Genomic DNA, 9,799 nt, shown 5'->3' with positions numbered 1-9,799 from the left:
TGAGCAGTCTGCCACCGGAAATTGTCCAACTCACCAACCTGCAAACCCTCGACCTGGGCAGTAATCAACTGAGCAATCTGCCATCGGAAATTGGCCAACTCACCAACCTGCAAACCCTCCACCTCTACGAAAATCAACTGAGCAGTCTGCCACCGGAAATTGTCCAACTCACCAATCTGCAATTCCTTAACTTCCACAACAATCAACTAAGCAGTCTGCCACCGGAAATTGTCCAACTCACCAATCTGCCATCCCTCCGCCTCGACAACAATCAACTAAGCAGTCTGCCACCGGAATTTGGTCAACTCACCAACCTGCAAACCCTCGACCTCGACAACAATCAACTGAGCAGTCTGCCACCGGAATTTGGCCAACTCACCAACCTGCAATTCCTTAACTTCCAGAAAAATAAACTGAGCAGTCTGCCACCGGAAATTGTCCAACTCACCAACCTGCAAACCCTCTACCTCGACAACAATCAACTGAGCAGTCTGCCACCGGAAATTGTCCAACTCACCAACCTGCAATCCCTCTACCTCAGCAGTAATCAACTGAGCAGTCTGCCACCGGAAATCAGGCAACTGTCAAACCTGAAAAAGCTGGATCTTCGTCAAAATCCAGTCCCCATTCCACCAGAGATTTTGGGGTCGAAGACTAAATACCAAGATCCGGGTGATGTGAATGAAATTCTCGATTTCTATTTTCGGGTGCAAGATCCAGCCGAAACAGAACCTTTCTACGAAGCAAAATTCTTGATTGTTGGCGAAGGAGGAGCCGGTAAAACCTCTTTAGCCAAGAAAATCAAAGACGAAACCTATGAACTTCAAAATGAGGAATCAACTGAAGGCATTGAGGTGATCCAGTGGGACTTTACACAGCCCAATGGCAAAGATTTTCGCGTCAACATCTGGGATTTTGGTGGTCAGGAAATCTACCATCAAACCCATCAGTTTTTCCTCAGCAAGCGTTCTCTGTATGCTTTAGTTGCCGACACTCGCAAAGAAAATACTGATTTTTACTGGTGGCTTAAGGTTGTCGAACTTTTGAGCGATAAAAGTCCAGTTCTCATCATCAAAAACGAAAAAAAAGACCGTCAGTGCGAAGTTAATGGAGGGCAGTTACGAGGAGAATTTGACAACTTGAAGGAAATTCTGCCAACCAATTTAGCTGATAATCGCGGTTTGGCAGAGATTAAAAAGGCTATTCAACTTTACATCAGTAATCTTGACCACGTTGGTACACCTCTACCAAAACTCTGGGTAAGAGTCAGAAACGCCCTAGAGAACGATTCCCGAAATTACATCAGCCTTGAAGAATACTTTATCCTTTGCCGAGTCAATAATTTAACTGACCGTAAAGACATGCTGCGCTTGAGCAGCTATCTTCATGACCTCGGCGTTTGCCTCCACTTTCAAGACGATTCTACACTCAAACACTACGTCATCCTCAAACCTGAATGGGCGACAACTGCCGTCTACAAAGTTTTGGATAATCAAACTGTAATGCAAAATCTAGGTCGTTTTACCAAGGATGACCTCAAAGATATTTGGCAAGACAGCGAATATGCAGATATGCGAGATGAACTCCTGCAATTAATGATGCAGTTCAAGCTTTGCTACGAAATCCGCGATCGCCGTGACAATTATATTGCGCCTCAATTGCTATCTATTGAAAAAGCTAAGTATACCTGGGATGATCCCCACAACCTGATCCTGCGCTACACCTATACATTCATGCCCAAAGGCATCCTCACCCGCTTTATTGTCGAGACGCACCCTTGGATTGAACAGCAAAAACTCGTTTGGAAAAGCGGTGTTATTCTCAACAAAGACCAAACTCGTGCTGAAATCATTGAAAACTACAATCAACGGGAAATTCAAATCCGTGTAGCCGGAAACCGTACAAAAGAATTGATGGCTGTCATCACCCATGAACTGGAAAAAATCCACAACTCTTATGAACGTTTGCAATATCAAACCAAAGTTCCTTGTAACTGTAAGGCTTGCAAAAACAGTCAAAAACCTCGTTCCTACGAGCTGGAGGAACTCTACAAACGTTTGAAGGCTGGTCGTTACCAGATTGAGTGCGGAAACAGCTATGAAATGGTAGATGTCCGCAGGCTAATCGATGATGTTATGTTCCAACCCGCTAAAGCAGATGGGGTAATCAACCCCCAAGTTGCACAGTTGCAAAGCGAACTGGAGCAACAAAGAGAGGAATCATTAAAACATCGCCTAAAAGATAGTAATCAAAAGGAAGTGTTTATCTCTTACACTTGGCGAGATCAACAAAGTAAACCACTTGTAGAAAAAATAGAGCAAGCATTTCAAGCTAAAGGCATCAAAATTATTCGTGATACCAATGCAATTGGCTATAAAGAAAGATTTAAAGAATTCATGCAACGTTTGAGCCGTGGTACATGTGTAATTTTAGTAATTAGCGATCAGTACTTGAAGTCAGAAAATTGTATGTATGAACTGGTTGAAATCGCTAAAGATAAAGACTTTTATAAACGAATATTTCCGATTATTCTAGCAGATGCCAAGATTTTTAAATCTATTGAAAGAGTTCAATATATTAAGTATTGGGAAGAAGAAATTGAAGAATTGAATAAAGCTATGAAAGAAGTTATGGCAGATAATTTGCAGGGGATTCGAGAAGATATTGACCAATATAGAGAGATACGTAATATGATCGCCAAACTTACCGATCTGCTCAGAGACATGAATACTCAAACTGAAGATATTCACAGTGAATCAGGATTTGAGTCATTGCTGAATGCGATCGCAGATCGTCTAGATGAGTAAAACTAGGCTATGGATGAGTGTCAAAAATAATTTCATTTTTTTGGCAATGACCTTGAAGCACGTTAAACTAAATAATTGAAGTTAAAGATGGATTTATATGCGTTTACCAATTGCAATTAGTACCATTTTAGTAGCGTCTTTGGGTTTGAGTACACCTGTAATCTCTCAACCTCCTATACAGGTAGCCCAAAAACCAGCGTCTACTAGTTTTGCCTTAGAACAATTTAAGATTAATCACCGATTATGGAGACAGAAAAAAATCTCTAACTATCGCTATGAATTTACTAGAAGTTGCTTTTGTTTCCCCAAAGCCACAGAACCAGTGATTATTGAAGTACGTAATGGAGTCACGACTTCTATTACTTATAAAGATAGTAAAAACCCAGTAGATAAAGCATTATTTCAAAAATATAATACAATCCCTAAACTTTTTAATATTATTAGAAATGCGTTCATTCAAAAAGCAGATAACTTGACTGTACAATACAACCCGACACTTGGCTATCCTACTCAAATTAATATTGATTATGATAAGCAAAAAAGTGATGATGAAATATTCATTACAATAAGTAATCTACAACAGATCAAGTAAATATAACTCAATACGCTTGGCTTTGTGAAAAATTGTAGGTTGGGTTAAGCAAAGCGCAACCCAACAAAGCTCTGGAAATGTTGGGTTTCCTTCCTAAACCTAACCTACATTAATGTATTTTATATACAGCATCTTCCAACTTAGTGAGTACAGATTATCGTAAGGGCACAACAATGTTGTGCCTCTACCCGTGTACTTCATTTAGCTGAAATACGCTGTAAGTAATCACCCGAACTTGATAAGCTATTAGCCTTTAAATTACACAATAACTCATGAGGTTTGTTGACTGCTGACATTTAACAGCTAACAGTCAGCAGTGAACACAAAAAAATTTGCAAGTTAGATGGGCGACAGCTTATAGATTCTATCTAACACTCCAACTCCAGATTGTTAAAAACAGCCTCATCACTTTGTGGATGAACCCTGATGAAGTACTTTAAAATTGCTAATTGTAGTAAATATTCCAGCATCGGCAGCTAAATTACCGATATTAATTTGGGTTGGATAACCAAGTTTTGGATTGTACACTACAGTTAGTTCGGATTCTCCAGAGTTGATCGTATTCCCAATCAAATTAAAGAGCTTAGGAATTGTACTATATTGTCGTACTAGCTTTAAATCTACTGGCTTACCAGTTTGAGCATTCGTGATAGATTTTGTGATGCCGTTACGTACTTCAATATTTAATGGCCCTCTGAAATCAGGAATACAAAAGCAAGTATTGCTAAGAGTGTAGCTATAGTTGCTAATTTTTTTTTGATTCCACAATCGGCGATTAATTCTTAGCTGTGTTAAGTTCGAGCTAGTAATCTCTGCTTTTGCTCCATGCGTAGGAGGCACAGACATTACTGGAGCGTTCAAACCCAAAGATGCTACTAAGATTGCACCAATAGCAATAGGTAAGCGCATATCAATCCTTTGTTAACTAACGTTGAGTTCTAACTTCAGCGTGACTAAATAGGATTCCAGAAAGTTGAAATCACTTCTAAATATGGACAAATTTTATACCGAGAATGTTCAACCGCTTGCAATAGCAGGAATATTCTCTAGTATAAACTTAAAAAATGCTGGACAAGCCTCCACTACTATTCACCTCAAATTTTGTGTTTTATGCAAAAAACTGAATAATTTTAAAATTGGCATTCTAAAATTTAGAAGCCAATATCAGACAAACTCCAAGGCGAACGCATCTTAATACTGATGAGCCTGAATAAGAGTGGAATTCACCAAGACCCTGCTAGAATTTGAAATTCTATGAGAAAAATTATTATTGGGGTGATGGGCCCTGGAAAAAATGCCACAGCAAATGATTTACAAAATGCATATATACTAGGTCAACTTATCGCCCAACAAGAATGGATTTTACTCACAGGCGGTAGAAATATCGGTGTAATGGATGCAGTAAGTAAAGGTGCAAAATCTGCTGAGGGTTTAACTATTGGTATTCTTCCCAGTGATAACCAAGATAGTATTTCCTCTTGTGTGGATATTGCTATTTTCACAGACATGGGGAATGCTAGGAATAATATTAACGTTCTCAGTAGTGATGTGGTTATTGCCTGCGGTATGGGTGCAGGAACTGCTTCAGAAATTGCCTTAGCTTTGAAAGCAAGTAAGCAAGTCATCTTGTTGACTCACGATGAAGAAAGTAAGGTTTTCTTCAAAAAGCTATCGCCAGAAAATGTTTATATTGTGGAGAGTGTAGAAAGTGCGATCGCTACTGCCAAAACAATCTTATACTGATTCTTAATTTGTAATGTTTAAGCCCACACGCTTTGATGGTCATAGATAATTTGGTTCACCACTTCAGACAACTGTATAGTTAGCCCACGAGCCAGGGCGGCCGCATCATGTCAATAAGCAAAGTATATTCTCAATAGAGCTAAAAATAATGTCATTAACTCTTGCTTATTGCGAAAACTTTAGGCGATCGCTAGCTTCCAATACTGTAACATCGTACCCCTTAGTTTTTAATAGCCGTGCAGCACTTAAGCAAGCTTTACCTGCTCCAATAACTATCACTCGACCTTGACTAGAACCCGCAGTATAACCTGGAATATCAAGGTCTGCTTTACTCTAATTCAAAAAAACTAACTAAGTCGGCATGATAAAACCCATGTATGTTTAGTTTTCTAAAAGCTGTGAAATGACCAATTTATAAGGTATTTACTGATTTTATATTTCATCACCTAACTTGTTTTTTTTAACGCCGACTTACTTACGGTTTTCAAGGTAGACGCAGTTTAGTATTGTAAGTATGTTCCGGGTATAACTGAAGTTCGCCCAAAAAAGAAACTTTGAGAAGCCTCAAAGAATATAGCCAGAATTTATTTACAGTCCTTTACGCATTTCTTGATAGCTTAATTCTTGCTCTGCTTGGGTTCTCAAGACCATATACACTTAAATTGGTGATCAGTCTTCTACCTTTGAGTAGACTTTTTTCTAACTCCCGACAAAATGGGTGAACCAAGAGTATTATGTGCTGTTATAACTTGCACCATACTTCGTTGTCTATTGATTTAAAGATTTAATGTGTAAATGGGTGAAAATTGTATTTTTTCTGCAAAGAATCGTTCCTGATGTAATATTTCAGAAAATTTACACAAAAATAAGCATAAGGCTATTCAAACTTGAAGTTAATCAGTGTAAGCTAATGATGTAAATATGTTTATAGTGAACCTATTTAACCACTCAGACTAATTCCGCTAAAGGAGGTATAAGAAAACTCACATACCTATTTCAGTATTCTTGAAAGAGACTAAACATGACTGTAAAAAGATTGAGTTTAGTAGCTTTTAAGCAAACCAAGCAATATTGTTTAAGTGAGATTTTTATTGAGTAGTAAAACCTCAAAAGATCGTTCTGTGTTTTGAGAGTTTTTCCCGTCTCTTCACTGTAACCTGCCTAAAGCCAGCTTCTTAATGCTGGAGGTTACGGCTTGTAGACTGAAGCATCGCCTACTAAATTGATTCTAATACCTTGGCAAAACCTTAAACGTTTTGCTTCTAAATCATTCTTCAACCTCTTGCTGAAAAGCATGAGTCTTGTGGTAGCCTAAGACACCGCAAGAGAGCAAAAAGGCTTGTTTAGGAAGACATCTAGCCCAATATCTTAGCATTCACATTAGTGATTGTCACATCAAGAATCTGTTACAACGAGTGGCGCTGCTTACCAAAAATACCTTTTTATAAAACAATACTCTTTTCTTCCAAAAGATTTAAGGTTTCCTTACTGAATATTAAAAGTATCAAATAATTAATATTTTTTTTGTTATTTTTTTCAATTTAGACCAATAGCTCAATTCTGTCTTGGAGGTTAGAAAATGCCAGCTGTGCTTTCTGGGGAACATGTAGGCGAAAGGCTATTGTACACCTTGGGTGCAAAGCTTTCAGAAAAAGAATTAGAAAACCTACTGGCAGCAATGGAAACTGTGGAGCCACCACTAGCAAAGCAGTTCTGGCAATCCGCACAGACGAATCCTGGTATATACATTATCCTTACAGGTAAAGTCCGACTGTTGGATAGCTCTGAGAATTTAATCACTACCTTTGGTGCATGGTCTGTTTTCGGCGAATTGACTCTGTTTCCCGAAGCTGACTTTAGCCCTTATGTAGTCAGAGCCTCAACAAGCTTAAAACTTGGCTATTTTAGGCAGGATGCATTGCAAATATTGATGGACAAGTATCCTAATATTCGCGATCGCCTTTTTGCCCGTGCAGAACTTTGGGATTTGCTGTTGTTATGTCGTCAAACCTCACAATTACCGTGCCATACTTCACTTGTACCAGGGATGCTCAAAGCCTTATCTCTCTTTGAGCGAGAGCATTTGGAAACTGGCTCTATCACAACGCAAATATCTCAAGATTCGCAATTGTGGTTATTGTACAGAGGTCAACTACGACATTCTCAAGGTCATTCTTTGACACCAGGTACAATCTTTGCTCAACCAGAACAAGGTGATTGGCAAGCAACACAACCAACAATTGCTTACATTCTGAAAAACTCTGAGAGGCAAACAGCACTAGAATACTTTCCAGAGTTGGGGAAATGGGGACTCGGTAGTGGGGAGTGGGGAGTGGGGAGTGGGGAAAAAACTTCCCAACCTCCAAAATCTAAAATCATTCCTTTTCCCCAACGAGAGCAGCAGTCACAACAACAACCAAAAAAATCATCTTTTTACTTTCCCAGTCCGAAAGTGCAAGTGGGGCATTGGTGGAGACACCTCACTAAGAGCTATCCCTTCTATGCCCAACAAAGCGCTGCCGATTGTGGCTCTGCTTGCTTGGTCATGATTGGTAACTATTGGGGCAAGCATTTTAGTATTAATCGCCTGCGGGATATGACCAACGTCAACCGCAGTGGTGCATCTCTAAAGGCTATGGCAGCCACAGCAGAAAACCTGGGTTTTGCCACCCGTCCGGTGAAAGCCACTCTTGATAAATTAGCAGAACAATCTTTACCTGCAATTATCCACTGGAAAGGCAACCACTTCATTGTTGTCTATGAAATCACGAAAAAGCGGGTGATTGTATGCGATCCCGCTCTTGGTCAACGTAGTTTGACAAAAGCTGAATTTCAAGCAGGTTGGAGTGGTTATGCATTGTTACTGCAACCTACAGCCCTATTAAAAAATACTAAAAACGAAAGTGCAAGCTTTTGGAAGTTTTTTGAGTTAATCAAACCTCACTATCGGACACTATTAGAAATCTTTATAGCTTCTGTACTAATCCAATTATTTGGACTGGTAACGCCAGTATTCACTCAGTTATTGCTCGATAGAGTACTTGTCCAACGTAGCGTTACAACCTTAAACGCTATTGGTTTGGGGATGATTATTTTTGGGTTATTTGGTGTCGCTGTCAACGCTCTACGGCAATATCTGCTATTTCATACTGCTAACCGCGTTAGCATCTCCCTATTGGTAGGTTTTATTAAACATACCTTTCGGTTGCCCCTTTCTTATTTTGAGTCGCGTTTTGTTGGAGATATAGTCTCACGCATCCAAGAAAACCAGAAAATTCAGCAATTCCTCACCGGTCAGACACTCTCCATCTTGTTGGATATGCTGACATTGGTGGTTTATCTGGCCTTGATGTTCTCTTATAGCTGGCGGATGTCATTATTTGTGTTGTGTACAGTACCGCCATTTTTTATCTTGGCGCTGGCTAGCACAAATATTTTGCGTCGCATGTCTAGAGAAATTTTTAATGCAGGCGCTAAAGAACAAAGCTATCTCATAGAATCCCTCAGCGGAATTCGTACCGTCCGCTCATTGTCAATTGAACAGACTGTGCGCTGGCGTTGGGAGGAACTGCTGAATGATTTGGTCAAAAAAGCCTTTAATGCTCAAATAATTGGTAATCAACTGCAAATTATCAGTGGCGTCATCCAAACTTTTGTAAATACTGGATTGTTGTGGTACGGAGCGACCCAGGTAATTAATGGCGAACTGACTATTGGACAATTAGTTGCTTTCAATATGTTGGTGGGTAACGTCTTGAGTCCTTTCCAGCGGCTATCTATGCTGTGGAATCAATTGCAAGAAATTGTGATTTCCACAGAACGCATAAATGATGTGTTGGAGGCGGAACCAGAAGAAGATTTGGAAACTAAACCCCGAAAGTCGTTAGGTAAGCTACGCGGTCACATTAGCTTTCAGAATGTCACCTTTCGCTATCACTCAGAAACTGAGACTAACGTCTTAGAAAATCTTAACTTTGAAATCCAGCCAGAACAGATGGTAGCAGTGGTAGGACGCAGTGGTTCTGGAAAAACAACCTTGAGTAAATTGATTTTAGGTTTATACCCACCGACAGATGGCAAACTACTCATTGATGGTCGTGACATCAGTAGTGTTTCCTTGCGATCGCTCCGTTCTCAAATTGGTGTTGTAGACCAAGATACTTTTCTCTTTGGTGGGACTATTCGGGAAAACATTGCGATCGCTCATCCAAATGCCTCTTTAGAAGAAATTATCCAAGCAGCAAAATATGCCGGAGCCGATGAATTTATTCAAAAACTACCGATGGGTTACGAATCCGAAATTGGTGAGGGCGGCGGTATGCTTTCTGGTGGACAGCGCCAACGCCTAGCGATCGCTCGTGCTCTGCTCGGAAATCCTCGGTTATTACTGTTTGATGAAGCCACCAGCCACCTAGATTCGGAATCAGAACGAATTATTCAAAACAACCTCAAAACAATTCTTCAAGGACGTACAAGTATAATCATTGCCCATCGCCTCTCTACAGTCCGCAACGCTGACTTGATCCTGGTTTTAGATCAAGGCGTTTTGGTGGAAAGCGGTACTCACGACGAATTAATCACTAAAAAAGGTCATTATTACTACCTGAATCAACAACAACTGGCTCAAGTTGGTTGAAATTGGGCATTGGGCATTGGG

The 9,799-nt window shown here is 39.9% G+C and carries 6 protein-coding genes; 4 read left to right on the top strand and 2 right to left on the bottom strand.

Annotation, left to right across the window (positions count from 1 at the left end; all coding sequences use genetic code 11):
* Both VB740_RS15160 and VB740_RS15155 read left to right on the top strand, forming a co-directional pair.
* Positions 1-2,807, top strand: a 2,807-nt coding sequence (locus VB740_RS15160) for a COR domain-containing protein (RefSeq protein ID WP_323200810.1), incomplete at its 5' end; no start/stop codon positions are given.
* A 97-nt stretch (positions 2,808-2,904) separates the two neighbouring features.
* A complete protein-coding gene (locus tag VB740_RS15155) occupies positions 2,905-3,399 on the top strand; it encodes a DUF6174 domain-containing protein (protein ID WP_323200809.1) in 495 nt (164 codons plus the stop codon).
* 405 nt (positions 3,400-3,804) lie between these two features.
* On the opposite strand, the gene VB740_RS15150 is transcribed toward VB740_RS15155, so the two are convergent.
* Positions 3,805-4,308 carry a DUF6174 domain-containing protein gene (locus tag VB740_RS15150; protein WP_323200808.1) on the bottom strand — a complete coding sequence of 168 codons (504 nt, stop codon included), beginning with the start codon at positions 4,306-4,308 and terminating at the stop codon, positions 3,805-3,807.
* Between the two features lie 345 nt (positions 4,309-4,653).
* On the opposite strand from VB740_RS15150, the gene VB740_RS15145 reads away from it, so the two are divergent.
* Positions 4,654-5,142 carry a TIGR00725 family protein gene (locus VB740_RS15145; RefSeq protein ID WP_323200807.1) on the top strand — a complete coding sequence of 163 codons (489 nt, stop codon included), beginning with the start codon at positions 4,654-4,656 and terminating at the stop codon, positions 5,140-5,142.
* 165 nt (positions 5,143-5,307) lie between these two features.
* Here VB740_RS15145 and VB740_RS15140 read toward each other — a convergent pair whose 3' ends face one another.
* A complete protein-coding gene (locus VB740_RS15140) occupies positions 5,308-5,421 on the bottom strand; it encodes an NAD(P)-binding protein (protein WP_323200806.1) in 114 nt (37 codons plus the stop codon).
* Between the two features lie 1,300 nt (positions 5,422-6,721).
* Here VB740_RS15140 and VB740_RS15135 point away from each other — a divergent pair.
* Complete coding sequence (locus VB740_RS15135) at positions 6,722-9,778, top strand: peptidase domain-containing ABC transporter (RefSeq protein WP_323200805.1); 3,057 nt, start codon at positions 6,722-6,724, stop codon at positions 9,776-9,778.
* Positions 9,779-9,799: the final 21 nt, after the last annotated feature.

Origin of the sequence: Nostoc sp. UHCC 0251 (genome assembly GCF_034932245.1) — a bacterium.
In the GTDB taxonomy this organism is placed as follows: Bacteria; Cyanobacteriota; Cyanobacteriia; order Cyanobacteriales; family Nostocaceae; genus Nostoc.
Note: the sequence above shows the minus strand (reverse complement) of the source record. Positions and strands in the feature narration are given on the sequence as shown.